Annotated in this window: 25 protein-coding genes; 11 read left to right on the top strand and 14 right to left on the bottom strand. The window is 67.1% G+C overall.

What is annotated here, in order from left to right:
* The first annotated feature begins 63 nt into the window (after nucleotides 1-63).
* Complete coding sequence (locus ABEA39_RS02635; RefSeq protein WP_345372911.1) at nucleotides 64-630, top strand: recombinase family protein; 567 nt, start codon at nucleotides 64-66, stop codon at nucleotides 628-630.
* A 363-nt stretch (nucleotides 631-993) separates the two neighbouring features.
* On the opposite strand, the gene ABEA39_RS02630 is transcribed toward ABEA39_RS02635, so the two are convergent.
* The 9 genes from ABEA39_RS02630 to ABEA39_RS02590 all read right to left on the bottom strand — a co-directional run bounded on the left by ABEA39_RS02630 (nucleotide 994) and on the right by ABEA39_RS02590 (nucleotide 14,768).
* Complete coding sequence (locus ABEA39_RS02630; RefSeq protein ID WP_345372907.1) at nucleotides 994-1,407, bottom strand: hypothetical protein; 414 nt, start codon at nucleotides 1,405-1,407, stop codon at nucleotides 994-996.
* Nucleotides 1,394-3,502: a hypothetical protein gene (locus tag ABEA39_RS02625; protein ID WP_345372904.1), complete on the bottom strand. Its 2,109-nt coding sequence runs from the start codon at nucleotides 3,500-3,502 to the stop codon at nucleotides 1,394-1,396. Before ABEA39_RS02625 ends, ABEA39_RS02630 begins: the two co-directional genes overlap by 14 nt.
* Nucleotides 3,499-4,815, bottom strand: coding sequence for a hypothetical protein (locus tag ABEA39_RS02620; protein ID WP_345372901.1), 1,317 nt, complete (start codon nucleotides 4,813-4,815; stop codon nucleotides 3,499-3,501). The genes ABEA39_RS02625 and ABEA39_RS02620 overlap by 4 nt, the downstream gene beginning before the upstream one ends.
* A gap of 404 nt (nucleotides 4,816-5,219) precedes the next feature.
* Entirely contained in the window at nucleotides 5,220-6,557 is a 1,338-nt protein-coding gene (locus ABEA39_RS02615) for a site-specific integrase (protein ID WP_345372897.1), read from the bottom strand.
* Between the two features lie 180 nt (nucleotides 6,558-6,737).
* The gene (locus tag ABEA39_RS02610) at nucleotides 6,738-8,342 is read right to left on the bottom strand and encodes a ComEC/Rec2 family competence protein (RefSeq protein ID WP_345372894.1); all 1,605 of its coding nucleotides are present in this window, start codon (nucleotides 8,340-8,342) and stop codon (nucleotides 6,738-6,740) included.
* Entirely contained in the window at nucleotides 8,339-9,115 is a 777-nt protein-coding gene (locus tag ABEA39_RS02605; RefSeq protein WP_345372890.1) for a ComEA family DNA-binding protein, read from the bottom strand. The genes ABEA39_RS02610 and ABEA39_RS02605 overlap by 4 nt, the downstream gene beginning before the upstream one ends.
* A gap of 106 nt (nucleotides 9,116-9,221) precedes the next feature.
* Entirely contained in the window at nucleotides 9,222-10,505 is a 1,284-nt protein-coding gene (locus tag ABEA39_RS02600; RefSeq protein WP_345372887.1) for an SGNH/GDSL hydrolase family protein, read from the bottom strand.
* A gap of 185 nt (nucleotides 10,506-10,690) precedes the next feature.
* The gene (gene leuS, locus ABEA39_RS02595; protein ID WP_345373918.1) at nucleotides 10,691-13,252 is read right to left on the bottom strand and encodes a leucine--tRNA ligase; all 2,562 of its coding nucleotides are present in this window, start codon (nucleotides 13,250-13,252) and stop codon (nucleotides 10,691-10,693) included.
* 151 nt (nucleotides 13,253-13,403) lie between these two features.
* Nucleotides 13,404-14,768, bottom strand: a complete 1,365-nt coding sequence (locus ABEA39_RS02590; RefSeq protein WP_345372885.1) for an anthranilate synthase component I family protein — start codon at nucleotides 14,766-14,768, stop codon at nucleotides 13,404-13,406.
* Nucleotides 14,769-14,780: 12 nt separating this feature from the next.
* Here ABEA39_RS02590 and ABEA39_RS02585 point away from each other — a divergent pair, with 12 nt between their 5' ends.
* Complete coding sequence (locus ABEA39_RS02585; RefSeq protein ID WP_345372883.1) at nucleotides 14,781-15,575, top strand: aminotransferase class IV; 795 nt, start codon at nucleotides 14,781-14,783, stop codon at nucleotides 15,573-15,575.
* Between the two features lie 68 nt (nucleotides 15,576-15,643).
* Here ABEA39_RS02585 and ABEA39_RS02580 read toward each other — a convergent pair whose 3' ends face one another.
* The 4 genes from ABEA39_RS02580 to ABEA39_RS02565 all read right to left on the bottom strand — a co-directional run bounded on the left by ABEA39_RS02580 (nucleotide 15,644) and on the right by ABEA39_RS02565 (nucleotide 18,489).
* A complete protein-coding gene (locus ABEA39_RS02580; protein ID WP_345372881.1) occupies nucleotides 15,644-16,825 on the bottom strand; it encodes an AI-2E family transporter in 1,182 nt (393 codons plus the stop codon).
* A 62-nt stretch (nucleotides 16,826-16,887) separates the two neighbouring features.
* Nucleotides 16,888-17,265 (bottom strand): hypothetical protein, encoded by a 378-nt coding sequence (locus tag ABEA39_RS02575; RefSeq protein ID WP_345372879.1) that lies wholly within the window; start codon nucleotides 17,263-17,265, stop codon nucleotides 16,888-16,890.
* Complete coding sequence (locus ABEA39_RS02570; protein WP_345372877.1) at nucleotides 17,252-17,863, bottom strand: Asp23/Gls24 family envelope stress response protein; 612 nt, start codon at nucleotides 17,861-17,863, stop codon at nucleotides 17,252-17,254. The genes ABEA39_RS02575 and ABEA39_RS02570 overlap by 14 nt, the downstream gene beginning before the upstream one ends.
* Entirely contained in the window at nucleotides 17,860-18,489 is a 630-nt protein-coding gene (locus ABEA39_RS02565) for an RNA polymerase sigma factor (RefSeq protein ID WP_345372875.1), read from the bottom strand. Before ABEA39_RS02565 ends, ABEA39_RS02570 begins: the two co-directional genes overlap by 4 nt.
* Before the next feature lie 256 nt (nucleotides 18,490-18,745).
* Here ABEA39_RS02565 and ABEA39_RS02560 point away from each other — a divergent pair, with 256 nt between their 5' ends.
* From ABEA39_RS02560 to ABEA39_RS02520, 9 genes are all read left to right on the top strand, one after another.
* Nucleotides 18,746-19,795: an AraC family transcriptional regulator gene (locus ABEA39_RS02560; RefSeq protein ID WP_345372873.1), complete on the top strand. Its 1,050-nt coding sequence runs from the start codon at nucleotides 18,746-18,748 to the stop codon at nucleotides 19,793-19,795.
* A gap of 178 nt (nucleotides 19,796-19,973) precedes the next feature.
* On the top strand, nucleotides 19,974-20,417 hold the full coding sequence (locus ABEA39_RS02555; protein WP_345372871.1) for an Asp23/Gls24 family envelope stress response protein: 444 nt from the start codon (nucleotides 19,974-19,976) through the stop codon (nucleotides 20,415-20,417).
* Nucleotides 20,414-20,602, top strand: a complete 189-nt coding sequence (locus ABEA39_RS02550; protein WP_345372869.1) for a DUF2273 domain-containing protein — start codon at nucleotides 20,414-20,416, stop codon at nucleotides 20,600-20,602. Before ABEA39_RS02555 ends, ABEA39_RS02550 begins: the two co-directional genes overlap by 4 nt.
* A complete protein-coding gene (locus ABEA39_RS02545; RefSeq protein WP_345372867.1) occupies nucleotides 20,599-20,955 on the top strand; it encodes a hypothetical protein in 357 nt (118 codons plus the stop codon). Before ABEA39_RS02550 ends, ABEA39_RS02545 begins: the two co-directional genes overlap by 4 nt.
* Entirely contained in the window at nucleotides 20,952-21,524 is a 573-nt protein-coding gene (locus ABEA39_RS02540; RefSeq protein ID WP_345372865.1) for an Asp23/Gls24 family envelope stress response protein, read from the top strand. Before ABEA39_RS02545 ends, ABEA39_RS02540 begins: the two co-directional genes overlap by 4 nt.
* The gene (locus ABEA39_RS02535) at nucleotides 21,524-22,129 is read left to right on the top strand and encodes a hypothetical protein (protein ID WP_345372863.1); all 606 of its coding nucleotides are present in this window, start codon (nucleotides 21,524-21,526) and stop codon (nucleotides 22,127-22,129) included. The genes ABEA39_RS02540 and ABEA39_RS02535 overlap by 1 nt, the downstream gene beginning before the upstream one ends.
* Before the next feature lie 70 nt (nucleotides 22,130-22,199).
* Nucleotides 22,200-23,231: an Asp23/Gls24 family envelope stress response protein gene (locus tag ABEA39_RS02530; RefSeq protein WP_345372860.1), complete on the top strand. Its 1,032-nt coding sequence runs from the start codon at nucleotides 22,200-22,202 to the stop codon at nucleotides 23,229-23,231.
* The gene (locus ABEA39_RS02525; protein WP_345372858.1) at nucleotides 23,228-23,638 is read left to right on the top strand and encodes a hypothetical protein; all 411 of its coding nucleotides are present in this window, start codon (nucleotides 23,228-23,230) and stop codon (nucleotides 23,636-23,638) included. The genes ABEA39_RS02530 and ABEA39_RS02525 overlap by 4 nt, the downstream gene beginning before the upstream one ends.
* A 43-nt stretch (nucleotides 23,639-23,681) precedes the next feature.
* Nucleotides 23,682-23,843 carry a YqaE/Pmp3 family membrane protein gene (locus ABEA39_RS02520; protein WP_345372856.1) on the top strand — a complete coding sequence of 54 codons (162 nt, stop codon included), beginning with the start codon at nucleotides 23,682-23,684 and terminating at the stop codon, nucleotides 23,841-23,843.
* 67 nt (nucleotides 23,844-23,910) lie between these two features.
* Here the strand turns inward: ABEA39_RS02520 and ABEA39_RS02515 are convergent, their stop codons facing one another.
* The gene (locus tag ABEA39_RS02515) at nucleotides 23,911-25,626 is read right to left on the bottom strand and encodes a CBM35 domain-containing protein (RefSeq protein WP_345372854.1); all 1,716 of its coding nucleotides are present in this window, start codon (nucleotides 25,624-25,626) and stop codon (nucleotides 23,911-23,913) included.
* Nucleotides 25,627-25,680: the final 54 nt, after the last annotated feature.

The following is a 25,680-nucleotide window of genomic DNA, read 5'->3' as shown; positions in this document are numbered from 1 at the left end:
TTGTTCTATGGACCGTGTCCGAGATCTATGTGCCGCCAGGCACGTCAGAGGTACAGTTCTGCCATGGCATCCGTTGGCTACGCGCGCGTTTCCACCCAGGAGCAGAACCTCGACGCCCAAACCGATGCTCTTGAGGCGGCCGCCTGCGAGAAGGTGTTCGTTGAGCACGCCTCCGGGGTCCTCGCGAAACGGCCAGCCCTCGACGACGCGCTCGATTACCTCCGCAAAGGTGACACCCTCGTCGTCACGAAACTTGACCGGCTCGGCCGCTCCGTCCGGAACCTGAAAGAGATCGCCGACGGACTCGAACGCCGCGGCGTTGGGCTTAGAGCGCTATCGCAGGGCATCGACACGACCACCCCCGGCGGGCGCCTCTTCTTCCACATGCTCGCGGCCATCGCGGAGTTCGAGCACGACCTCATCGTCGAACGCACCAAGGACGGTTTAGCTGCAGCCCGAGCGCGCGGCCGCAAAGGCGGCGGGCGCTCCAAGATGACCGCCACGAAGGCCAAGCAGGCCCGAGCGATGTACGACGAGAAGACCTACACGGTGCAGCAGATCGCCGACACCTTCGGCGTCTCGCGCGGCACCATCTACCGACACCTCGAGGAAGACGTCAGCTCCAGCTAGCCGAGGATTCTCCTAGCTCACGAGCGTTCGCGAAGGTCGCAAGTGGGTCCCGCTTAGATTGCCCAGGTGGGTCCCACGTACCTTGACATAGCCACTAATGACCGACGAGGAAGCCGACGTGACTGCTGTTCGAGGTATGCCGGAGCCGGAGGAGATGAAGCACCAGAGAGGAGCGCGCGTTGTAGATCTGATTGGCTTAGCAGTGAGAAAAGGGCTTGACACCTCACTGTTCGCAGAACACACCAGCCACTCGGGTATTCCGGCTGGCGAGGAGCGGCGGCGACATCTGGTTGCGTTTGCGCTGCGGGGGCGGTGGAGCAGGTGTGCCAGAGGTGCGGATTCGAAGCTCGATGGCACCGCGACTCACGTCCGTCGAGGGCGTTTGATGTGAGTGATGTTGCCTCCCAGCCCCCCTTCGATGGTCTTGATTAGTTGGTCGCGTTCAATGCTCAGCGCATTGTTGTAACGCAGAAGGACCTCGACCTGGTCTTGCAGATCACTGCGCGTGTTTTCGCTCGCCTCAAGCTTCGCTTCTAAATCACGCTTCTCAGCTCGGAGCTTGGTTTCGCTTTCCGGAACAAAGCCCTTGGCGCGTACGCGCGCGTTAAACTCGTCCCTAAGGTCGGTGTGCTTGTGCGTCAGGTGGTGACGCTTGACTGGGCTCCCGGCCTCAGCGACGAGACCCACGACTGTTAGTGCCCCGTCCGAACGCAACGGTATGCCCTCGAGCAGACGCTGCATAGCTGCACGGATTAGAGCACGTTCATCCGTTGTCATGGAGGACATCCTCAACTGTAATGCGGTTAGCGAAGTGTCGAGCCGCTTCGAGTCGGAGCTGTTCTGACCGGGCGCGTTGGCGGTTAAGAATGGGAGTGGGACTTACGCCGAGAGCGACATCTCGGTCGAGGCGGTCTGCCTCTCGAGTTCGCTCATTAGCCAGCGTGTCCGTCAGGCTGATATTTGTGCAGGTTGGGACGCAATGGTCGAGTTGGGGATTGCTCGGCTCGGGAATTGAATCCGTATGGCACAGGGCTCGCTCGCGCACATAGTTGCAAAAGATCTTGGATTGTTTGTTGGCGAAGACGTTCAGTCTGGGATTCTGTAGGAGTTCCCGCGCTTGCCGAATGGTGGCAACAGAGCCACCGAACTTCTTGCTTTGTTCCATAACTGCGTGAAGGAATTGCCGTGCAGATGCACCACTAACTCCTTCCGTTCCCGTCGGACGCCCGTCCCCAACGTCGCTAAGGCTAGAAGCGATGGCCTGAGCTGTCTCGAAATCGACGACAGATTGAATGCCGTCTCGGGCCCGACTTGCATATCCTGCAGCAATTGCCGTCCGCAAATGCCCGTACTGGATGGCCAGAGCCACTATGCCTTCAGGCTGGTTTGCAATATGCCAAGCGAGCGTCCGCCTTAGGCGGCTTGGCGTTACGTTCCCGTGGACATCTTCGGGAACAGCAGGTCCGACATCCTCACCTCGCTCTCGAGCCCAAGAGACAAACACGGCGATACGGTCTATCAGAGTGTTCAGGCTCAATGACTTTGCCTTGTACTTTACGAATTGTGGACTTGGAAATAGCAGGTCGACCTTGCTCAGGCTTTCCATCGTTCGTATAGCTGTGACAACCGGTTCTATGGCGACCCAGGGCGCCTCGCGAAGTTGACCGCGAGAATCGTGAATGCCCTCGTCGTCATGAGCGGTCTTGAACGTGACCGAGTGAATTAGCTTCCACCCTGCTTCAGCATGCGTTGAGGTGAAAAGTGAGTTGCGTCGTAGGGCAAGCACTTCGCCGGGGCGCATGCCGGTCAGGTAGAGGATGACGATTAGACACGCAGTCTCGAGCCGAATCTTCCAAGTTGCCAGCTCATTTCGAGCAACTCCGGCAGCCAAAATAGCGCCCTTAGAATCGGTGACCCCGCCGTCATAGTGTGCGGGAGCAGCGTGCTCTTCGAAGTAAGCAGATACATCCTGTCGCCTCCTCCACCTCATGACGCTCTCTACCCAAACGCCGGCTTTCTGCGCGATGAAAGATGCATCGACGCTCCAAGCAGCTTCGCGACGGGTGGCGGGGAGAGGCGCGCCGCGCGACTGGAGATCCGCGAAGTATGCCTTGAGCCGCGTGCGCTCCTCTTCCAAACTTAAGGTTCGCGCTTCGCGGGCATGAATCCGGATGCACTCCTCCTGCTCAGTAAGGTGAAGGATGCTTGGAGCGCAGTCCAGTACAAGGAGAGCCCAATGCAGCAACGGACCGATGACAGCCGCTTGGATGGGCTCGCGCACATTCTCGCCAGCACCGACGCCTTTGGGCAGGTAGTCCTCTGCGTCGCCAGTGACCCAGGGGGGAGCGACTTCAAAAAGGCGTCCTGGGAAAACTTGACCTGCAATCCAGAGCCTTGTGAGGGCCGTGACGTGGTGAATGACTGTGTTCCGAGCCAGTCGTCGCTGTGCTGCTAGGTACCGCGTGTACTCGGCGAACTGATCGGTCGTGACTTGTCTGAGCAAAAGGCCCTCTGAATCGAGCCACCGTGCGAAGGAATTCCAAATCAGGACCGTTTGGTAAATACGGAATGCGCTCAGACGAGGGCGCATCGAGGGCCCATGGAGTCGAAGAATCTCTGAGGGGATGGGCACATTGATCAGAGTCCAGGCCGCAAGCCTCATAGCTGGTCGATGTTGCACCGAGAAGGTCTTCCAGTAGATCGATGCCGCTGGCGACGATGGGTTGTCAGTGAGAAAAGCCAAGTTCCAGGCGTCGTCGCCATAGAGGGCAATGCGCGAGTCACCCACGGAGACCCGCATCGATTCTGGAGCGATTGGCTCGAAGTCCCCCGGTTCGATTCGTTCGTCGAAGGCGACCGATAGGGCGTTCATGCGGCTATCTGGCCTTGAATCAACAGCACGGCCGTCGTTCGTTCATCTGCCGTCACCTTCTGGAGAGCCAGCCTCCATGAAGGTTCGTAGACGTAGTTTTCGCGGAGGTCGTCCAATCTTTCGAAGGAGTCTCGCCATCGACGGTTCCATGATTCGGTCAGCATCGACGTTCTCAGAGCGCCAAGGCACTCGTGCAGGTAGGCGAGAAATGGAATGTGGGAAGTGGTCACGACAGCGAGCGGACACGCAAGACAAAGCAGGAAAGAAACGAGGCACGGCTCGCCGAGAGCAGCAAAAGGGCTCTTGAGGGTGCCCTCTCCACAATGAGCGGTCGGTGTCGAGGGCAGGTCGGGCCGGCCGTCCAAATCGACCGCGGCCCGGATCGTTGCTTTTGCGTGGTCGAGAGCCTTGGCGAGGCCCGCCGCGATGACCCGCTCCATCTCGACGTGGAGATTAGGGTCACCGAGCGCGTACTGCGAGTCGTGAGTGTTCTGCGTGTTCTGATTCGGGCGTCTGAGGTACCTAGTGTTGACCGTTTTCCTAACTCGACGCCAGTTGATACTCGGGGCCCCGCTATTTTTCCAGGCCACCAAATCGCCTTCGTCAACTCCAATTCGAACAAACTCGCTGAGGTTGCTGCCCTCCCGAAGGGCGCTTGTCCGAGAGACAAAAAGGCGATTAGTAGGTACCCCTGCCGTCTTTGCGAAGTCCCGGGCCGGCTCCGTGACGGTCATGATTCGCGACAGAAGGCGCCCAGGTGAACCAGGCCCAAAATCGTCGAGCGATCTGTCCTCGTAAGAGTCCCTTCCGCCCCGTTTCGGCTTTCGTAGTTTTACTAGGTGCATTACCGACCCTTCTCCTGCCGACACACTCGTTGGAAGATTCAAGGCCACTACCGAGGACCAATTCCATCCGTTTTCGTTCATAAGAAGGAAGACCGCGGCGATGCGCTCGGTCGAGGTCAGAAACAGTCGATTCCACCCCTCCACGCCGGACCTATTGCCCAGGGGCCCGCGGTACTTGCTCTTGACATACCGGTTGCCTCGCTTCGCGCGGTAGTGGGGAACTTCGCCACTCGCCATGACGGATTCGAGTGCTTCACCGACAAGGTAGTCATCGGACCCAACCGCAAAGTGGCCTGCTCTGAACAAGGCCAGGTGTTCGACGCTTCCGCAGATTCGCTCCTCCGCTTTCCTAAAAATCCGCGTTGCGTGGTCACGCCGCACTTTCATTTCGTCCTCGGAATATGAAGGCTCGTCCGGTTTGTCCCTTGCGACGCGCCTGGAAAGTTCCTTCTGAAGGCCATTCGTCACGTGCGGGTGCCCGAGAAGGTAACTTGCCGTGATGCGGACATATCGCCGTCCGCCAGTGCTGTCAGTGCGGCTATGACGCCAAGACCGCCACATGTCGGCAGTGATCTCACTCACAGATGTCGGCGGTTGGTCAAGAGAAGCCATGAATACTGCCAGGGCTTGAATAGCTTGCCATGGCTGAGTGCTGCTCGGCAGCCGCCGCCAAACGCCGGTCGGCCGCACCCTGTCCGCCATAATGAGCGCTAGTTGAGTTTGCAAATCGCGGTGCAGCGGAAGAGAACTGAAGTCATAGGTTTTGCTGCCACCGTCACCTTCAGCGACGTGCTTGACCCGCAGCCCCTCAGACAAGACCCTTGGCCTCGTCCACCCTTCCGGCGGCCGGGTCGACCTCTTGCCGTAACCCGTCACTCGACCGTGTCCAATACTCGCGGGGACCGTGACAACAGGGAGTGGACAAGTCCTTGAAGGTCCTCCTCGTCGTACTCGATGAGCGTCCTCCCAAGAATCTCCTGAACCGGCGCGAGGTAAATATCTCTCGTCACGTCCGGGCTTGCGTGCCCCAAGAGACTCTGAACGGCTAGCCATGCGTCCCCGTAAAGCTGGCGGAAATACACGCGGTCCTCCGGCGCTAGCTGAAACCGCTTGTCGAAGACGCCCATGAAATGGACGAGGCGAATGAGTGCAAAGGAGTGTCTCGCCATGTGAGGTCGCATGAATGGAGGGCTCGGCATCCCGGTAGCAGCAACGCGCACATTAGCTGCCCGAAAGACGTTTTCCCATGAATCGGGCAAGAAGGGGAGACCATCTTCCGACAGCCAAAACCAGAGCGGTTCGAGGCTTCCATTAGCCTCCTCATAAAGGCGCAGGCGCTCGGCGACTCGGACATTCGCGATCTTCGACGTTGCCCCATTGCCTGCGTCGTCTTTCCACGTAAGCGAATCGAGAGTTCGGGAGACGACCACAAGTTTTTCGCTAACTCGGTCGTATCGGTGGGCCGCTTGGGCTCTCCGGATCGCGCCGGCGCGCCGCGAAATCCGATACGTTTCCAACATCTTGGCCGTCTTAGACTGAACCGGAAATGCTCGCCCGTGCTTCGTCTTGGTAGCTGCAGCACCCACTCTCGACCAGACGTAACGTCGTGCGTTGTCGGCTTCCGGAATCTCGAACGTAAGAAGCGACGCTGCTTCGGTGCGCCGCAGCCCGCTGTCGAAAAGTAGCTGGGCGTAGCCCGCGTTCCTGTCCGAGTTTCGGCCTCTCCAAGCCGGGTCCTCGGCGGCGTCGACCCCCATCCCCTCAAGACCGACACGCAACCACAGCTTGAACGCTCGAGGAGTCAGCCATTTGACGTCACGCCGTTGGGTATTCTTCGGCGAAGCCTCATACGTCTCTCTAACCGAACCATCGTGGAGCCGGACGACACGGGTCAGGAGGGGCGAACCCGCCACGAAACCCCGCGACTGCGCCCAATGATAAAGCAGCCCAAGTGCCGCGAGCTCCCGTTTGAAAGTAGTGCCGGCCACGTGGCTTGGGTTCTGGGGGGCGCGGCGACGCCAGTCCTCGTAATCTTCAATTGCATCTACGTCTGCGTCCCGCCACGTCATGCCCCTCGTCCACAAAAAGTTGAAGAAAACCCGGTAGCTGGTCGTGTATGACCGCATGGACGACGGCTCGAGCTTGCGAAACCTAGGTGATGCGAAAAACTGGCTCATCGTCGAATCGACAATCAGCGTGGGATCGATCATAAATGGCAGCCCCTCGCGCACCCGCAGGCGATTTTCCAACGCCATGACCTCTCCGGCCATCGAGGCAGCCATGCCTTCGCCGCCAATCTCGAGCCTGCCAATCCATCGGACTGTCCATCCCGCCCCAATATCCATCACAACACCACCCAGTCCGCTGCAACACGAGCGGCTGCAACACGTCTATTCAACAGGGAAGGTGGAGCACTGGATCACCGACCAGTCGGCGGGAAACGACAGGGTGCGACCGACGGCCGAGCCCGTCACCACCGACGCCGTCGGCACCGCGACCACCAGGAGCCCGACCACTGCGACGCGACGGGACCGCCGGTACGGCGTGGTCAGGACGACCCCCGCCACGAGGAGTACCAGCAGAGCGAGCAACGCCACGCTCCACCCCTCGGCGGGCCACGGCAGCGCTCGCCCGGGCAGACTCGAGCAGAACCGTGCCACAGCGCCGATCCACGCCGCGGGCACCCAGGCCGCCGCTGCGACGACCGCAGCGCCACCGGGCCAGACGGGGCCGACGAGACACGCGAGAAGACCCAGCACGGTCGCCACGGGCGCGGCGGGTTCCGCCAATACGTTGGCAGCGAGGCCGTGCACGGGGATGCTCGGACTCAGCGTGATGAGGAGCGGCTGGCAGGCGAGCTGAGCCGCGAACGGAACGGCCAGCGCCACGGCCACGGGCTCGGGCACGACGCGCGCGAAGAGGCGGGCGAGGGGACCGGCCAGCACCACCAGCCCGGCCGTGGCCAGCACCGAGAGCGCGAAGCCGTACTCGCGCGCGAGCCACGGGTCGACGAGCAGCAGCACACCCACGGCGACCGCGAGCAACGGCAGCGGACGCACGGGTCGACCCGCAGCCACCAGCACGATGGCCACGAGCGCCATGACGGCGGCCCGCAGCACGCTCGGCTCGGGTGTCACCAGCACGACGAAGAGCGCCAGCACCGCGGCCGCGGCGCCGAGTCGGACGAGACGGGGGATGCGCAGCTGCAGCCCGAGCGCGAGGACCAGCGCCACCACGACAGCGCAGTTCGCGCCCGACACCGCCGTCAGATGCGTCAGCGAGGCCCCCTTCATGGCCGCCTCCAGTGACTCGTCGACAGCGGACGTGTCGCCGATGGCGAGGCCCGGCAGGAGGGCGCCGCCGTCGCCGGGCAGACCCCCGGCGCGCGACCGGAAGCCCGCCCGCAGCGCGTCGGCCCACCCCACGACGCCCGACGCGCGTGACACGACCGACACGTCGGTCGCTCGGGCGAGGAACGCCACCGAGTCGCCCGCCGCGGTGGCCGTGAGCCGGGCTCGGACGACGACGCGGTCGCCCACGTCGAGCTCGGGTGCCTCGGCGGGGAGGCCGAGCAACAGCACCGGGACCTCGCCGCGGGTCATGCCGATGCGCGTCGTCGCTTCGTCGACGCGCATCGTCGCCCGCCCGGTCTCGGGTTCGGATCGCGCGGTCACGGAACCGTCGAGGACGACCGGAGCACTGCCCTCGGCCGCTTCGACCAGCGAGGGCGGCGAGCGGACCGCGGCCTTCACGGCCACCGAACCGCAGACCGCACCGACGAAGGCCGCGGCGAGGAGGAGCACCGCACAGCGCTCGGCCCAGCGACGCCGACGCCCTGAGACCGAGCGGGCCAGGACGCCGGCTGCCCCGCCCGCCACGACGGCGACACCGATCGCTGCACCGGCGACGCCTGCGGCCCCCGCCGGCACCGACAGCACCACCACGAGCACGATCCAGCCCAGGGCGACGGGGATGCACGCCCGGAGGTCGATCACGACGCCCGCACCCGGTCTCGCAGCTTCTCGAACTTCTTGTCGCCGATGCCTGTGACGTCGAGGAGGTCTTCGGGGGCTGCGAACCGCCCGTGCTCCTGCCGCCAGTCGAGGATCGCCTGCGCCGTCGACGGACCGACGCCCGGCAGGCTCTCGAGCGCCGCCGCGTCGGCCGTGTTCAGGTCGACGAGGCCCCCCGCAGCGGCGGCACCCCCCGCGGCGGCGCCCCCGGCGGAGCCAGCACCCGCTCCCGCCCCTCCGGCGGCGCCTCCGCCGCTGCCGAGCGACGCCTCTCCCACCGCCGGCACCTCGATCTGCTCGCCGTCGCTCACGGGTCGGGCCAGGTTGATCCGTGCCTGATCGGCCCCGTCCGTCAGACCCCCCGCCGCGGTCACGACATCGACGGCCCGAGACCCGGGAGGCACCTCGTACAGCCCCGGGTAGGTGACGCGCCCCAAAATGTGGACGAACACCGAAGCGGGGGCCTCGGAGCCGCTCGAAGCCGGATCGGACTGGCCGGCGGCGGACGTCGACCGGCCGATCGGCGCCGACGAGAGGGCACCGGCTCCGCGCGGATCGACGACCGACCCGGAGTCGCGCCCGCCGGCCAGCGCCGACACGGCGACGCCGACGATCATGAGCACCAGCACGGCGACCAGAGCCGCGCCGACGCCGACGCGCCATCGCGGCGCCGAGCCGGGCTCGCGGAAGTCGGTCGGGAGCGTGGGCAGGGCGTGATGGACCGAGGGCGTCTCAGTGCGACGAAGGGAGGGCATGCAGGCACGGTACGGAGTCCGTCCCGCTGATCCGGTCCCCCGGCGCCGACCGGTGGACTCCGAGCCCGGCGACCCCGCCTGGGGAGAACAGGACGGAAGGAGCCGGTCAGGCCTGCTGCAGCGCCGCCGCCCAGAGTTCCCGCTCGACGGCGTGGGCGTAGGTCGCCAGGAGATCGGGGTCGACCGTGGCGGAGGGCCGTGCATCCCCGTCGAAGATGCACAGAGCGCCGACGCGATAACCGGAGGGGCTCTCGACCGGATACCCGGCATAGAAGCGGACGCTGCCGTCGCCGGCGAAGGCGGGGTCGGTCGTGATGTCGGAGACGACGATCGCGCCCTCCTCCTGGATCGCGATCGAGCAGAGGGAGGTCGCTCGAGGCGTCAGCAGTTGGTCGAAGCCGCTGCGCACCTTGTTCACCTGGAAGTCGCGGTCGATGAGGGTGAAGGCCGCAGACGTGGTGCCGAAGGCCGCACGGACCCCGTCGACGAGCGGCTGGATCGACGGCAGCGCCTCCAACTCGAGCACGCCGAGCTCTCGGAGGGCCCCGAGGCGCGCCTCCTCGTCTTGGGCCTGCGAGCGACGGAGACGGGCCGGCGCGGTCCGGGCATCCTCCTCGTGAGCGATGCGGGCCTCGGAGCGGCCGCTCGGGAAGTCGTGCTCGAGCACCCGCACGGTCGACGGCACGCTACCGGACGCGAGGAGTCCGGGCAGGAGGTGGTCGGCGATCTCGGCCGCCCAGACGTGGTAGTCCTGCGCCGTCCGGTGACGACGGCTCTGGCAGTCCTGCATCGACACCGGGGCGAACGCGACCCGGTCGGAGGTCGCCGCGACCTCCCGGGCGATGGCGTTGAGCTGGGGAGCGTGCCGGTCCCCGAAGAAGCCGAGCACTCCGTGGAAGGTCGGGATCACGCTGACGGGAGGGATCTCCATGAGGACGATCTGGGTCGTCGCAGGAGTCGCTTCGAGCAGGCGGCCCACGATCCTCTCGACGTAGTCGCGGTACTGCGGCAGCGGCGTGAGGTGGATGGCGTCCGTGTTGCCGATGACCACGACGACCGCGTCGTAGCGCCAGAGCGGATGGTCGTCGAGGTACGGGATCACGTCGGCGGTCGAGGAGCTGGCCTTGCCGAGGAAGTCCACGGTCGCCCCGCGGCCGGTCCGGGCGGCGATCGCACGCGACAACTGGCCGGGCAGAGCGAGGTCGTGGCTGCGGACGCCGAAGCCTCCCGCCGGACCGTTGCCGAAGACGAGCACCCGGTCGGGGTCGGGCCCGGGCGCATGCGCCTGCGGGGCGTCGTCCGGCTGCGGGATCTTCCAGAACGACTTGGCGCGGTAGTCGAAGGTGGAATGGACGAGAGGGCGAGCGAGAGCGCAAACGAGTTCGTTCACGGTGGACCTTCCGGGCGCGCGGGAACAGCCTCCTGATCGACGATTCTCCGCAGACGGACTGGTGAGGTCCGCCACCGCCTGTCTACGCCTGTCCGGAGCCGGCCACAACCCGCGACCGGCCGTCTAGCCACGAAGTGGGGGTGGGATTGTCCCCCACCCCCGCCCGGTTGTGCCCCGAAAGCGCGCTAGCGGACCGCGATGTTCACGAGCTTGGGCGCCCGCACGATGACGTTGACGATCTCTTTCTCGCCGACGGCCTTGGCGACCGCGTGGGATGCACGGGCCAGGGCCTCGAGCTCGTCGGAGGTGATCTTCGGCGACACCTCGAACCGGTCCTTCACCTTGCCGTTGACCTGCACGATCGCCGTGACGCTCGTCTCGACGAGCAGCGTCGGGTCGGCCTTCCGCCAGCCGAAGGTGGCGACGTTCGAGTCGTAGCCGAGGCGCTCCCACATCTCCGACGCCGTGTACGGCGAGAAGAGGGACAGCACCAGCGTGACGGTCTCGGTGGCCTCGCGGACGGCGGGGTCGGCCGGGCCGGCGCCGGAGTCGATGACCTTGCGGATGGCGTTGACGAGCTCCATCAACCGGGCGACGACGCTGTTGAACTTGAAGGCCTCGACGAGGCTCGGGGCGTCGGCGAGCAGACGGTGCGTCTGGCGGCGCAGCGCCACGTCGCCGTCGGCCCACACGGCATCGGGCGTCGAGGTGACGTCGTTCGCAAGACGGAACGCGCGGGCGAGGAACTTGGCGGCGCCCGCGGGGGACACGTCCTCCCAGTTGATGTCGTCCTCCGGCGGGCCGGCGAACGCCATCGTGAGGCGGATCGCATCGACGCCGTGCGACGACAGCTCGTCGCCGAGGTTGACGCCGCCCTTGCTCTTGGACATCTTGGATCCGCCCGAGAGCACCATGCCCTGGTTGAGCAGAGCGCTGAAGGGCTCGGTGAAGTTGACGTAGCCGAGGTCGAACAGCACCTTCGTGATGAAGCGCGCGTACAGCAGGTGGAGGATCGCGTGCTCGACGCCGCCGACGTACTGGTCCACCGGAGCCCACTTGTCCGCCTCGGCCGGATCGAACGCGCGGGTGTCGTCGTTCGGGTTCATGTAGCGGAGGTAGTACCAGGAGCTGTCGACGAACGTGTCCATGGTGTCGGCGTCGCGGAGGGCCGGAGAGCCGTCGCGGGGGTCCGGCACGTTCACCCAGTCGGTGGCCGCGCCGAGCGGCGAGGAGCCCTTCGGCTTGAGGTCGAGGCCCTCGGTCGGCGGCAGCTCGACCGGCAGCTGGTCTTCGGGCACCGGGATCTCGACGCCATCGGCGCCGTGGATGATCGGGATCGGCGTGCCCCAGTAGCGCTGGCGGGAGATCAACCAGTCGCGCAGGCGGTAGGTCTTGGCGGCGCGACCGTTGTCGGCCCCCTCGAGGGTCTCGACGACGCGCTTGATGGCGTTCGACTTGCTGAGCCCGTCGAACGGACCCGAGTTGATCAGGCGGCCGACGCCGGTCAGGGCGACACCGGTCACAGCCGGGTCGACCGGAGGCAGGTCGTCCGGCAGGATCGCCTGACCGTTCTCGTCGATCTCCAGCGTGGGGATGAGGCCCGTCACCGGGGCGTTCACGTCGACGACGACTCGCACCGGCAGGTCGAACTTGCGGGCGAAGTCGAGGTCGCGCTGGTCGTGGGCGGGCACGGCCATGACGGCGCCGTGGCCGTAGTCGGCGAGGACGTAGTCGGCGGCCCAGATCGGCAGGCGCTCACCCGTCAGCGGGTTGACGGCGTAGCGGCCGAGGAAGACGCCGGTCTTCGGGCGGTCGGTCGCCATCCGCTCGATCTCGCTGCTCTTCTGCACCTGCGTCAGGTAGTCCTGGAATCCGGCGCGGATCATCGCGTCGTCCTGACCGGAGACGAGCTCGGCGGCCAGGTCGGACTCGGGAGCGACGACCATGAAGGTGACGCCGTAGAGGGTGTCGGGGCGCGTCGTGAACACGGTGACGCGCTCCGTGCGGCCCTCCACCGTGAAGTGCACGTCGGCCCCCGTCGAGCGGCCGATCCAGTTGCGCTGCATCGCGAGCACCTTGGGCGGCCACGACCCCTCGAGCTGGTTCAGGTCGTCGAGCAGCCGGTCGGCGTAGTCGGTGATCTTGAAGTACCACTGCGTGAGCTTCTTCTTGACGACCACGGCGCCCGACCGGTCGGACGTGCCGTCGGCCAGGACCTGCTCGTTGGCCAGGACGGTCTGGTCCACCGGGTCCCAGTTGACCCAGCTGTCTTTCCGGTAGGCGAGGCCCTTCTCGTACATCTTGAGGAACAGCCATTGGTTCCACTTGTAGTACTCGGGGTCGGAGGTGTGCAGCTCCCGCGTCCAGTCGACGGCGACGCCGTAGGCCTTCATCGAGGCGCGCTGCTGGTCGATGTTCGCGTAGGTCCACTCGCGCGGGTCGGTGCCGCGCTTGATGGCGGCGTTCTCGGCGGGCAGGCCGAAGCTGTCCCAGCCGACCGGGTGCAGCACCTGGAAGCCCTGCTGCCACCAGTAGCGCGCCACGATGTCGCCGAACGCGAAGGCCTCGGCGTGCCCCATGTGCAGGTCGCCGGAGGGGTACGAGAACATGTCCATCACGTACTTGCGCGGACGCTTGTCGGTGGGGTCGGAGATGGTGAAGGGCTGCGTCTCGTCCCAGATCTTCTGCCACTTCGCCTGGAGCTTCGCGAAGTCGTAGCGCGAGGCGTCGTCGGCGTCGGACGCCACAGTGTCGACCCGCGGCGCGTCGGACGCTACAGCGTCGGGCAGGGTCTGGTCGTGCTCGGATGCCACAGAGAACTCACTTCACTTCGAGGGATTGGACCGTCGGCGCGCAGGAAAGCGCCAGGACACGAGGGCCCGACCATCAAGATTAGCGTCAGACCGCCCCGAGCACGGTCAGCAGCACTTCGGCCTTGAGCCGGACCTCGTCCCACTCCGCCGAAGGGATCGAGCCCTGGGTGATGCCGCCGCCGACCCCGACCCGCGCGACGCCGGTGGTGCGGTCGAGCACGATGGAACGGATGACGACGCCGAGGTCGACCGTGCCGTCCGATCCGAAGCGGCCGACGGCGCCGGCGTAGAAGCCGCGCGGTTCGGATTCGAGGAGCCCGAGCATCCTCACCACCCCCTCTTTCGGCGCGCCGGTCATGGAGCCGGGCGGGAACACCGCCTGGACGGCGTCCACCCCGGTCAGCCCCGCGCGGAGTCGGGCTCGGACCCGACTGACGAGCTGGTGGACCTGCGTGTACGAGCGCACCGCGAAGAGCTCGGCGACCTCGATGCTGCCCGGCACCGCGACCCGGCTGAGATCGTTGCGCAGGAGGTCGACGATCATCAGGTTCTCGGCGCGCTCCTTCTCGTCGGCGGCGAGCTCGGCTGCGATCCGGGCATCGAGTGCGGCGTCGACCGATCGGGGCCGGGTGCCCTTGATCGGCTCGCTCTCGAGGAGCCCGTCGGCGTCCACTGTGAGCAGCGTCTCCGGCGAGGCGCCGAGGTAGGAGATCGAACCCAGCCGGGCGAAGGATGCACGGGGTGCGCCGGTCGCGCGCCGCAACCTGCCGTAGACCTCCAGGTCGGGCTCGGCGACCCCGCGCACCCGGACGGACGTGGTCAGGCACATCACCCACGCGTCTCCGCGGGCGATGGTCTCCTGGCAGCGGCGGATCGCGTCGAGGTAGGCCTCCCGTGTATCGGCCCACTCGGCCCGAAGACGGGGAGCGGCGGCCGGGACGGGCTCGGGGACGGAGGGCGGCGACGACGCGATCGAGTGCCGGAGGGCATCCCACGTCTCTCGCAGGTCGTCGAGCCAGGCGTGCGCGCTCGACCGGACCACGGCCTCGACCGTTCCCAGCGTTTCGTCGAAGACCAAAGCCCGATCGACGTCGAGAAGCGCGAGGTCGGGATGCACGGGGTCGCCCAGCAGGCCGGCCCAGGTCGCGTCGCCGGGCTCGAGCAGGTCCGCGCCCGCGCCGTAGCCGACGAGCCCCCACCAGCCGAGCGGCTCGTCGAGTGGCGCTCCGGCCTCGCGCGGCCCCGTCGTGCCGCGGACCCGCTCCCAGGCCGCGGCGAGGCTCCCCGCCTGCCGTGCCGACGCGCGGAGCACCTCGCTCCCCCAGCCGACGAGCGAGCGCCCGCCGGGACGGTCGAACCACACCACGTCGCCCGTGGCGCCGAGGGCATGGACCACCCGCTCGGGATCGACCCAGCCGTCGAGGTTCCTGCGCGTCGGCCGGTCGGACATACCCTGGATCCTATGAGCGATTCGGCGGCTTTCGAGTGGACCGCGACGGACGGCGGTCTGACCCCGCTCCCGCGGCGACGCGTCGGGGAGGTGCTCGTCGCCGACTCCTGGCTGGTCGAGGACGGCTCGGTGCTCGCGCTCGGGGTGCACGGCGATCGGTTCTTGGCGTCCGTCGAGGAGGCGGCCCCGTCGCTGCACGAGACCGCCCGGGCGTTCTGGGATCGAGCGACGGCCGGCATCCCCCCGCTCGGCGACTGGTTTCCGCGACTCGAACTCGTCCGAACGCCGCTGGGCGTGTTGGTGCTGCAGGGCGAGTACCGCCCCGCTCCCGCCCGGGCTCTGAGCGCGCGGCTCGTCACGGCGGCGGAGGATCCGCGGCGGAACCCGTTGGTCAAGGGGCCCGATCTGCGTCGGCTGGGCGAGCTGCGGTCGTCGGCGCGGGAGTCCGGCGCCGACGAGGCCGTCCTCGTGGACAGCGCCGGCTTCGTCGCCGAGGGCGCCTACTCGTCGATCGTCTGGTGGCGCAACGACGCCCTCTGCCTCGTCGAGGACGACGTGCCTCGGCTTCCGGGAGTGACCGAGCGGGCCCTGGTGACGCTGGCCACGGCGCTAGGCGTCCAGGTGCTGCGCGAGGTGGTGACGCCCGACGACCTGGAGGGTCTGGAGGTGTGGCTGCTGGATTCGCTCAACGGGATCCGCATTGCCACCTCGTGGGTGGACGGGCCTTCGGTGGCCGAGGAACCCGGACGGCTGCGGTTGTGGCGGACGCGTCTGGCGGCGTTGGCCCGGCCGATCCAGCCCGCCTGATCGGCAGCGCACGGTTCACAGGAAAGAGGCACGGTCGGGGCTGTTGCCCGACCGTGCCCCTGCGTCACTCACTCCTTTCGAGGAGTGCGGCGTTCCTTCGCCTTCGGATCGGGATCGTGGCCGGCCCCGGTGATCTCGTCCGGGTCGTGGTGGTAGGCCGCGACGATCATCGAGTTGACGGTCGCGATGAACGGCACAGCGAAGAACGCTCCGGCCACGCCCGCGACGCTCGAGCCGGCGATGACGCCGAGGACGATGCCGAGCGGGTGCACCTTGACGGCGGATCCGGTGAGCAGCGGGTGCAGCACGTGGCTCTCGAGCTGCTGCACGAGCAGCACGATGCCGAGCATGATCAGCGCGTGCACCCAGCCGTTGAAGACGAGGGCGATGCCGACGGCGGCGATGCCACCGACGATGGCGCCGACGACGGGGACGAACGCGCCGAAGAACACCACGACGGCGATCGGGACGGCCAGCGGGACGCCGAGTGCGAACGCGCCGATGCCGATGCCGACCGCATCGGTGGCGGCCACGATGAGCTGCACCCGGATGAACGAGGTGAGGGTGCGCCAGCCCGCGTCACCGGCCGCGTTGATGCGGCCGCTCGCGCGGCGGGGGAACATGCGGACGACGAAGTTCCAGATGCGGCGCCCGTCGATGAGGGCGAAGAGCGTCACGAAGAAGACGATGAAGACGCCCTCCAACACGTGGATGGCCGAGCTGCCGGCCGCTGCCGCACCCGCGCCGATGCTGGAGGCGTTCTTCTGCAGATACGTCGTCGCATCCTTGACGTAGCCGTCGATCTTGGCCTCGGTCAGGCCGAACGGGTGCGTCGCCAGGAGCGACTCCGCCGATTTGAGCGCAGTGGTGATCTGCTTCGACAGCGCCGGGAGCTCCGAGATGACCTGCTGCGTGACGAGGAGCCCGAGGCCGACGATGACGCCGAAGACGACCAGCAGCGCGAGGACGATGGAGATCCACTTCGGCACGTGGTGGCGTCGGAACCACGACTCGAGGGGCAGGAGGAGTGCGGAGAGGATCAACCCGATGAGCAGCGGGATGACGATCTCGGAGAACTCGTAGACCAGCAGCCCGACGAGTGCAAGGGCGGCCGCGATGATGATGACGCGGCCCGCGAAACCCGCCCCGATCTTCAGACCCTCGGGAATCGGATCCGGACGCGGGATCGTCGGTTGTGGCGCCGGCGGGGGTACCGGCTGCGGCACCGACGCTCTTCTCAGAAACTTCATACTCGGAATGTAGTCGGTCGCGGGCCGCGGGGGCCGGTGCGACGCTCGCTCTCCCGCAGGCGTCAGTCGCCGGCGACCAGAGGCGCTAGGGTCCGCAGGCCGGTGTCCTCCACGAGGCGGATCGACACGTTCACGGCGAGCTCGTCCGGCTTCGCGCCGGTGGCGAGCAGGGTGTCGCGGATCAGCTCGCCGACCCGCCGCACGGTCTCGGGCGCCGGGAGGCTCGCCGACGTCGAGATGTGCGCCGTGACGGTCGTGAAGCGATCCGAACGGTCGATGTCGACCATCTCGTCGGGTTCGCGTAGGTCGAGCCGGACCGCGAGGGCGTCGGCCGCCGCTTCCAAGAGAGGCTGGGAGGGGAAGACTCCCGTCACCCCTTCGACCGCGCGGACCGCCGCCGTCAGGGAACGCGACAGCTCGGCGTCGTCAGTCGTGGCCATGGCCGTCCTCCAGGTAGATGTCGTCGATGGTGACGTCGATCCCATCGACGACCAGCTCGGTGTGGCGTCGCAGGGCGGACGCCACCCGCTCACGCAGTTCGTCGGCGACCCGGTCGACCCCCATCCCGAAGCGGATCGACGCGCTGACGTCGACGCGGACCGGGGCCCCCGGAGTCGTGACGTCTCCGTCGAGTTGGCAGCGGCCCATGATGACGCCGTCCATGGTGTCGCCGGCGCGCCGGATCATGCCCCGCACGGCGGCCTCGGTCAGAGCGAGCCGCAACGTGGCGTCCGGATGCGAGAGGGGCACGTCGCGACCCGACTGCACCTCGGCCTTGATGGTGTCGAGGAGACCGGAGATCCAGGCGTCGTCGCGGTGCGGATCGAGGCGCGACTGCTTGGTCATCCCCGCCCAGGAGAGCTCTTGGAGTCTCGTCATGCCCGTCAGGGCCAGTCGGCAGGCGGCGGAATTCTCGATGGACGCGTCGTACGGCGTGCGACCGCGGTCGAGGTAGTCGCTGAGCTCGTCCATCGTGTGACCGTCGAGGTCGTCGTCGGGTGCCGCGTCGCCGGGCAGGGCGGAGTCGTCGGAGGTCATCGCCATGCCTCCATTTCCGTCAGGAGAAAGCGCCGCGCCCGAGACAGGAGTCCACGAACGGTCGAGAGGGGTAGTCCGAGCGAGTCGCCGATCTCCTGGTAGCTGTAGCCGGCGGTCTCCCGTAGTAGCCAACACCGTCGCTGATCCGAGGGCAGCTTGTCCAGTGCATCCCACACGGCGTCCATCTGCAATCGCGCGATGACGACTCGCTCGGGAGACGTCTCGGCCGGTGCCGGCGGATCCCAGTCGTCGATGTCGTCATGAGTCCGCCGGACGCGGATCCGGTCGATGGCCTTGCGGGTGACGATGCGCATCATCCAGTTGCGCACGTGGGCCGGGCTGTCGAGCTGGTCGATCTGCCGCCACCCGGTCAGGAACGCCTCTTGGACGACGTCGTCCGACTCGATGTCGGAGTTCAGCAGCTTGGCGGAATAGACGCGCATGAGCGGGCCGTGTCGCCGCGCCAGGACTTCGAAGGCGTGCGTGTCGCCGTCCATGGCCCGGGAGGCGAGGGTGGCGTCGGCCGCCTCCTCCAGAGGGTTACGGCTCTCGGCCCCGTCGTCGGCCGGGCTCGGATCGCTCGTTCGATCTCCGTCGGGGTCGTCGGGGAGGCCGCTGTCGCTCATGGTCGGCCTCCTTGCTCTCGATCGAATCGGCGTGCCGCACAGTTCCTACCATCTTCGTCCCGCCCCCTGCGGATTCCTGGCCGGGAAGCGAGTGGGCGGTGCGACTTCGTGACGTTCGCGGATGTCGGCACGTCTAGAAAGCAGCCCGCTCCGGCAACCCGGCCCCCGGATCTGCGGCGCGTTCCCCCCACCGGCCGACAAGGAACCGCATGTACAGCTACCGACCCTCCTCGTCCCTCCCGGATCGAGCGACCTCGTGACGGGCTCCGCCTTCGACGGCGCCTCCACCTTCGAGGGCTCCTCCTCGTTCGAGGGCGCCTCCTCGTTCGGGAGCGCCTCCTCGTTCGGGAACGTCGCCTCGCAGCCTCGGGAGGACCTCCGCTTCCACGCCCAGGGAACGAGTCCCGACGAAGCGGCGGCCGCGTACGGCAGCGCCTACGGGGGGCGTTTCGAGGTCACGCCTCCGGCCCGGGATTTCTCGTTCCGCTACGCCTTCGTCGGCAACGACCGCCTCACCCTGCGGACCTCCGCGAGCACGGGGACGATCGCCGGTGAGATCCCCCATCTGCGCGATTACGTCGTGTCGTGGTTCCGGACCGGGTCCGGTCTCCTCGACTGGCATCGCTTCACTCGGCACGGGACGACGACGGAACCGTTCCTGTTTCCGCTCGAACGCAGCTTCGGTCTCAGGTTCGCGCCGCATCGACAGAACCTCGTCCACTTCGCACCCGACTTCCTGGAGGGCGTCGCCACCGAGTTCCACTCCGGCCCGAGCCAACGCGTGTCGTTCGATCACGAGGCCGACGCCCAGCCCGCGGGCCTCGCGCGATGGCGGACCGCGCTCACGGACGCCACCTCCGCGATCATCGACCGGGCGACCGCTCCGCTGCTGCGCTTCAACGCGGAACTCATGCTGGCCCGCGTGCTCCTCGTCCTGTTCCCCTGGCGCGCGTGGGACGTCCCCCGAGTCCTCCGCGAACCCTCCGGCTCCAAGGCGCGAGTGGCTCTCGACTTCATCCAGCATCACGCCCATGAGCCGATCACGCCCGCCGACGCCGCTCGCGCAGCGGGCATCCACACCCGGTCCCTCCAGCAGGCCACCCAGCGGACCCTGGGCATGTCGCCCACCACGTATCTGCGGAACGTCCGGCTCGATCGGGCCCGAACCGAACTGCTCCGTCACGACGCCGGGACGACGACGGTCGCGGCCGTGGCGCGGGACTGGGGCTTCGGCAATTTGGGGCGTTTCGCCTCCACCTATCAGGCGCGATTCGGGGAGAAACCGAACCAGACCCTTCGGAAATGAGACGTTTTCGTACCCGATACTGGCCGCGAAACGAGTGGGGGATGCACGAAACCTGAGTTCTTGCTGACGGCCGTGACATCCTCCTCGGTCCATGCGTCTGAATGATGTGTCCCGCTTCACGGGCACCGCAGATCCGTCCCGGATCTGTTCCGAGTTCCATCTCAAGGAGAGCACGACCATGACCAACGTCACCCCCAGCACCGGAAACACCGTGGCGAAGAGCACCCCCTCGACCGGCACCGCAGCCGGCAAGAACACCATCGCCGACGGCGTCGTCGAGAAGGTCGCCGGCATCGCGGCTCGCGAGGTCCCCGGGGTCCACGACCTCGGCAACGGTGCGGCCCGCGCCATCGGCGCCATCCGCTCCGCGATCAACCAGCAGGACCGCGGCCAGGGCATCAAGGTCGAGGTCGGCGAAAAGCAGGTCGCCGCCGACATCATCATCGTCGCCGAATACCCCGTCGAGCTGCAGAAGCTGGCCGACGACGTCCGCTCCGCCGTCACCGAGGCCATCTCGACCGTCGTCGGCATGGAGGTCGCCGAGGTCAACGTCACCGTGTCCGACGTCTACATCGCGTCCGACGACGACAACGACGAGAAGACCGAAAGCCGCGTCCAGTGACCCCGACCACGAAGGGCATGCTGATCGGCGCAGTCCTGGCGCTGTCGGCTGTCGCCTTCGGGTTCTGGGCCATGATCCTGGTCGCCGTGGCGATCGTGATCGGCTGGGGTGTCGGCCGGGTCGTCGAGGGCAAGCTCGACCTCCGCTCCCTCTCCGACTCGCTCCGCGGCCGGCGGTCCTCGTGACCACGGCGGTGATGGCCGAGACGGCCGTTCACGGCCGCACGAGGATCGCCCCGCGTGCGGTGCGCCGAATCGTGTCGGCCGTCACCGCGGACGCTCTGAGCGTCGACGCCTCCGACGTCTCGGTCGAACTGGCCGACGACGACGGCACGCTGACCGTCGTCGCGAAGACGCCGATCCACGTCTCCCCGCTGGGTGAGGTCGGTCGACGCACCTCGGGAACGCTGATCGAACGGTTGACCGCGGCGCAGACGAGCATCCGCGACCGGACGCTCGCGTTGACCGGTTCGACCATCGGTCGTGTCGACCTCCGCGTCACGGGCGTCGACCTCAAGGAACGAAGGAGAGTGTCGTGAGCACCGCCCTCTACAAGCGGGTCCTCCGCCGGGAGACCCACTCGTCGCGATCCGGCGTCGCCATCGTCCTGGCCGTGATCCTGATCGTCGTGTTCGCCTGGGCCGGTACCGAGTCCGTGCTCGCGGCCCTTGAGCGACCAGCCCTGCTGGTGTCGCCGAAGGATGCGGCCGTCTCCGTTCTCGGTGCCGCGTCCGGTCCCGTCGGTCTGTTGACCGCGGCTGGTGTGGTCGCCGCAGTGATCGGGATCATCCTGATCGTGGTCTCGTTCGCTCCAGGGCGCCGCGGTCGCCGCGGCGTCGATGCCGGACGAACGGCGGTCCTGGTCGACGACCGGGTCATCGCGCAGAGCGTCTCCCGATCCGGCGCCTACGCCGGCGACGTCGATCCCTCCCAAGTGAAGGTCACCGTCGGAAAGCGCACCGTCGACGTGGATGTGACCCGCACCTCGGGCCGCACCGCCGACGTCCGCAGCATCCAGGACGCCGTGAACGACGAGCTGTCGTCGTACGACTTCAGCCCGACCCTTCGCGGCAAGGTCCGCCTGTCCAAGAAAGCCGAGATCGCCTGATGACCAGCACCAACCGGTTGCTCAATCGCCTCCTCGTCTTCGTCGTCGGCCTCGTTCTCTTCCTCGCGGGCGGCGTCGTGGCGGCAGGCGCGCTCGTCCCGTCCGTCCAGAAGCCCGTCGCCGACGGTGCGAACGACGCGAAGGGCCCGACGGGGGATGCCCTCTCCGGCGGTACGCCCTGGATCCTCTGGGTCGTCGCCGCTGCGGCTCTCGTGTTGATCGTGCTGCTGCTCTGGTTCGTCTTCCGTCAAGGCCACGGACGCACGTCCACGCTCCTCACGGTCCGAAGCGGCGAAGGCGCGGGCTCGCCCCAGGGAGGCTCGCTCGTCATCGACGCCAAGGTCGCCGAAGAGGTGCTCGAAGAGGCGCTCTCGCGGGATCCCGCGATCGTGTCCGTCGACGTGACCGCCTTCGAAGTGAAGAAGCAGAACGTGCTTCGCATCACGGTGCAGACCCGACGCGGCATGTCGCCCGTCGACGTCCGCCGGGTCGTCGACCGGGCCGTCTCGGAGTGGGACACCCTTCTCGGGACCCAGACGCCGGTGGTCGTGCAGATCGTCAGCGGCATCCGCACCCAGGTGTCCGGCACCGCTCGGGTCGCCTGAAGCCCACCACACCCCCGCCGGCGGGGATCGCGATCCGCGATCCGCGCTGCAACCTGCAAGGAGTTCCACCATGACCGATTCCCTCACCGGACTCGCCCAGCGCGCTCAGCCCACCCCGGTCGACCTCGCGGCAATCGATCGCCGCCACCCCGACCACGAGGACACCCTGCACCTGCTCGGCACCACGGTGGCCGAGACCGCGGCCGGCGTCACCGGAGTCCACCACCTCGGTGGACTGGCCGCGCGAACCCTGGACAGGGCGCGACGCCAAGTGCTCGGAAGCTCGAGCGCTCCCGGCGTGAACGTCGCCCGCGAAGACGGCACGACGGTCATCGATCTCGACATCGTCGTCGAGTACCCGCATGCCGTCTCCGACGTCATCGACGCGACACGGATCCAGGTCTCCCGCGCCGCAGCGCAGATCGTCACCGGGCCCGTCGTCGTCGACATCACCGTGACCGATGTGCACGGGCCCTTCGACCGGGACCCCGCGATCCTCGACGCGATCGACACCGCCGGCGACAAGGCGCGGGATCTGAAGGATCGGGCCGTCGACAAGGCCGGCGACCTCAAGGACCAGGCCGCCGGTGTTGTCGCCACCGCGAGCGACAAGGCCGACGAGCTGTCGGAACGCGCTGCTGACGGTATCGATGATTTGAAGGATCGAGCCGGCGACCTGGCGGCCACCGCGAGCGACAAAGCGGACGAGCTGAAGAAGCAGGCCGCGGACGCCGTCGGGGACCTCACCGAACAGGCCGGCGACGTCGCCGAGCAGGCGAAGACCCGCAGTGGTGAGCTCCGTGAGGACGCCGCCGACGCCACGGAACGGGCCGGAGACGCCGTCTCCGACTTCGCCGCCCGAGCCATCGACAAGGTGGCGGACTTCCAGGAGCGGGCGCAGACCAAGGTCGACGAGGCCGCCGCCGAGGTGGATGCACCCGACAGCGCACTCGGCCGTCAGGTGGACGAACTGGAAGACCACGCGGAGTCCAAGCTCGATGAGCTCGGCGCTGTCGCGGAGGAGAAGCTCGACGAGCTCGATCGGGCCGCCGACCACGGGGACGCTGCCAAGACCCGCCCTGTTGCAGGCGAGGACTCGTGAGATCCCGGTCGTTCGGCAACGGTCGGAGGAGACGGCCCCGCGCGGTCTGGATCGCCCTGGCCACGGCTGTCGTGCTGTGCGCGGCGACCGTCGCCGGCATCCTCCTCCCCGTTCTCGGTCTGATCGGGGCGGTGGGGGCGACCACCTTCGGTACCCTGCACATTCCCGTCGGTACCATCGCGGCAGGGATCGTGATCAGCTACCTGATCGCCCTCGTTCTCGTCGTCCTGACGTTCCTGTCGAAGTTCGGGCCCCTGGCCTGGATCGCGGCGGTCGCGGCCGTGATCGCCACCCTCGTCGGATCCGTCTGGCCCCTCGTCGCCACCGCCTTCGCGAGCGTCAGCCAGGTGCAGGACGTCATCCCGTTCATCCAAGAGCTCATCGCTAAGGTCAGCGGCAACGGCTGACCCCCCACCACTCCCTTCCCCACCTCACCGGAAAGACACTCCCATGCGCAAAGTCCTGCTGATCATCCTCTGCTTCTTCTTCCCGTTCATCGCCGTGCTGCTGGTCGACGGCCTGAGCCTCAAGGTCCTGTGGGCCTTCCTCCTCCAGCTGCTCGGCCACGTGCCCGGCGTCATCTACGGCATCTACCGGGTCACGCGCAGCTGACCGCGCCCTCGCCGGACGACGGACGCCCCGGGAGATCTCCCTCCCGGGGCGTTCGCCGTCGTGCCGCTTATTGGGCGGTCAGCGTGATGGAATCGAGTTCCGCGTAGCCTGTGCCGCCGGCGAAGCTCGGGGAACCTTTGGCGAGGCGGATCATGTTGTAACCGGCTTTCAGGGTGAGATTCGTCGACACGGTGTTGTTGGCGGCGAACGTGCCCCAGCTTCCCGTCACCGGATAGGTGATCGTGCTGAAGGCGCCTCCGTTGTAAGCCAGTCCCTGCGTCGAAGGTGCGGTGCCTCCGTTGGCGTAGCGGATGCCCATCTTGTAGGAGCCTGCCGTGGGGACGTTGACCAGGAAATCGACGAAGCTGTCGCTCCGCTGGTCGGCGGATCCGTCGATCCGTCCGACGTAGCCCCCGTTGCTCGCACTGCTCGATGACAGGCGCTGGGCGTTCACGACCGTGGCGTTCTCGGCCTCGTACACCTGCTGGGTGGCCGTCACCGGCCCTGACGCCGGTGTGACGACGACCTGGTAGGCGGCCTTATCGTCTTCGTTCGTGATCGGAACGCTGAGAGAACCGTTGACGATCGGGACCGTTGTCGTCGACAGGGGTGCGGGTTGCGACGAGTTGGTCGTTCGCCCGGTGGTCGCCGAGGCGGTCAGGGTCACCTTCGCCTGCGTGCCGAAGCTGCCGAGGCCGTTGATCGTGATCGTGTTGTTCCCGTATTCGCCACCCGCGATGACCGTGAGGATCTTGCGAGTCGAATCGAGTGACGCGATGCCGTCGAGGTCACTGGAGGCGGTCACCGGCACCATGTTGCCGGTCATGTCGCCGTACCACTTGTACATCCAGTACGAGGCGGTGGGCTGATTGTTGTACAGGAGACCGTTCACCGTGCCGGACTCGTACCAGTACGCCCGTTCGGCATCGCGGATCCCGTAGCGCTCGAACTGAGAGATGTAGTGCAGGGCTGCGCTGGGGACGTCGACCTGATCGGTCCAGGCGTACTCGTTGATCGACACGGGGCGAGGGCTGATCCCGAGCGAGCTCTCGATCGACGCGAGGTCGGACATGTGGTCGCCGATCCCGCCCCAGCCCTGGGACAGTTCGTGCCAGGAGATCACGTCGGGGACGGCGTTGTTCGCCTTCGCGTTCGTAAGGAATGCGAGCATCCGGTTGTGGTCGTAGTACTGGTAGCTCGGTCCGACGATGGGGGTGACGGTGTCGTATTTCTTGACCTCGTTGTAGATCTTCACCCAGGCGTCGTTGAAGGTGCCGTTGGTGTTGGTGTCCCAGGTGCCGTCCGGTTCGTTCCAGAGCTCCCACCCGTTGACGTTGGTGGTGTTCGTCGCGGCGACGCGCGCCTTCACCATCGTGTCGACCTTGGCGAGGTAGTCCGGAAGCGTGACGCCCTGGTACGGGAAGCCGTTGTAGATGTCGGCCATGCGGATCGTGGTCTGGGCGCCCGCGTTGGTCGAGACGGGGGCGACCTTGAGGGCGTCGCCGGTGGGAACGGACGCGCCGTTTCCGACCTGCTGGACGCCGGGGGCCGGTTGGGTCAGCTGGTTCAGGTGCAGGGGTGGCAGCTGGGTGGGGTCGGGGGTGGTGGTGGTCGCCAGGGCGTAGAGCCCTCCGGCGGCGACGTGCGTCACCGGTCGGAGGACGCTGCCGGCGTTGACGACGAGTGTGTCGGCGTCGGCGTGAGCGACACCGGCGTTGGCCAGCACCCCCGTGGCGACGAGGGCCGTCGCCAGAAGTGAAGCGGTGATCGTTTTCTTTCTCATTCCATGCTCCTTCGCGTGGATGGGGATCGCCCCGGTGCGGGGCGGGTCGCTTCG

Origin of the sequence: Frondihabitans cladoniiphilus, from assembly GCF_039544345.1 — a bacterium.
Taxonomy (GTDB): Bacteria; Actinomycetota; Actinomycetes; order Actinomycetales; family Microbacteriaceae; genus Frondihabitans; species Frondihabitans cladoniiphilus.
This window is presented reverse-complemented; position numbering and strand designations above follow the sequence as displayed.